At 53.3% G+C, this 1004-nt stretch carries 2 protein-coding genes; both read right to left on the reverse strand.

The window, feature by feature from the left end; genetic code table 11:
* Nucleotides 1-469, reverse strand: a 469-nt coding sequence (locus V6D20_23750; GenBank protein HEY9818795.1) for a hypothetical protein, incomplete at its 3' end; no start/stop codon positions are given.
* 12 nt (nucleotides 470-481) lie between these two features.
* A partial coding sequence (locus tag V6D20_23755) for a sigma-70 family RNA polymerase sigma factor (GenBank protein HEY9818796.1) occupies nucleotides 482-1004 on the reverse strand: 523 nt, incomplete at its 5' end.

Below are 1004 nucleotides of genomic sequence, written 5' to 3' on the forward strand. Positions count from 1 at the left end.
GCGTGTAAATGGTCGTGCTAGGTTGGCTTAGGGCTGCCAGAACAATGTCGGCATCTTGTTGCTCCAGCAGCAAGCGATCGCGCTCTGCCCTAACAGCGATGAGTTCTTGCTGTAGGCGATCGCGGTCGGCAACCTGTTGCCGCAGACGTAGATTATCGCCTCCTAAAAAGAGACCTACGCCTAGAGCGATCGCTGCCCATAGCCATATCCGCCGAGGCCGCCGGCCACCTGCTTGAGACTCGCCCACCGCCGCCAGCAGGCGTTGCTTCACGCGCCGCGACGGTGTCGAAAGCGGTAGAGCATAGGGCAGCAGCGCCAGAACTTCTTGGTAGGCCTGAAGTTCTTTTTCCACAGCCGGATCTTGATTTAACCACCGCTGTACCTGCTCCACATCCTCCGACGGAAGTGCGCCTAGGGCATAGTCAGCGATCAGATCTTGCCAGTTTTCAGGTAGTTCAGAGGGAGCCATAGAACAGAAGAGTTAGAAGTATTGCTGTAATGCCTTTCGAAGTTTCTTGAGTCCCTGACGTGAACGAGTTTTGACGGTCCCGAGGGGAATGCCCAGCTTCTGAGCCACCTCTGACTGGCTATACCCTTGATAATAAGCAATTTCCAGAACCTGTCGTTCTGCATCAGATAACTGATCAAGCGCGTCCCGAGTGATGCGCGATCGCTCGCCCATCGAAACATGATCCAGTGGACTGATCCCGGATGTTTCGCTTTTCATCGCCATTCGCCATCGTTGTAACACTTGGGTACGAGTTCCTTTGGTGCGCAGTCGATCAATCGCTCGCGATCGCACGTAGATCATGAGAAACCGACTGAGTGACCCCCGAGACGGATCATAAATATCGCGTTGCCATAACGCCAAAAATGTATCTTGAGTCAAGTCCTCCGACTCGCCTACATCTTTCAGCATTCTAAAAGCCAAGCTATACACTAGCTTGGCATAGCGCTCATAGAGCGTATTTAAAGCATCTACCTGACCCGATCGAATCGCTTGG

The sequence above is a fragment of the Candidatus Obscuribacterales bacterium genome (assembly GCA_036703605.1).
GTDB lineage: Bacteria > Cyanobacteriota > Cyanobacteriia > RECH01 > RECH01 > RECH01.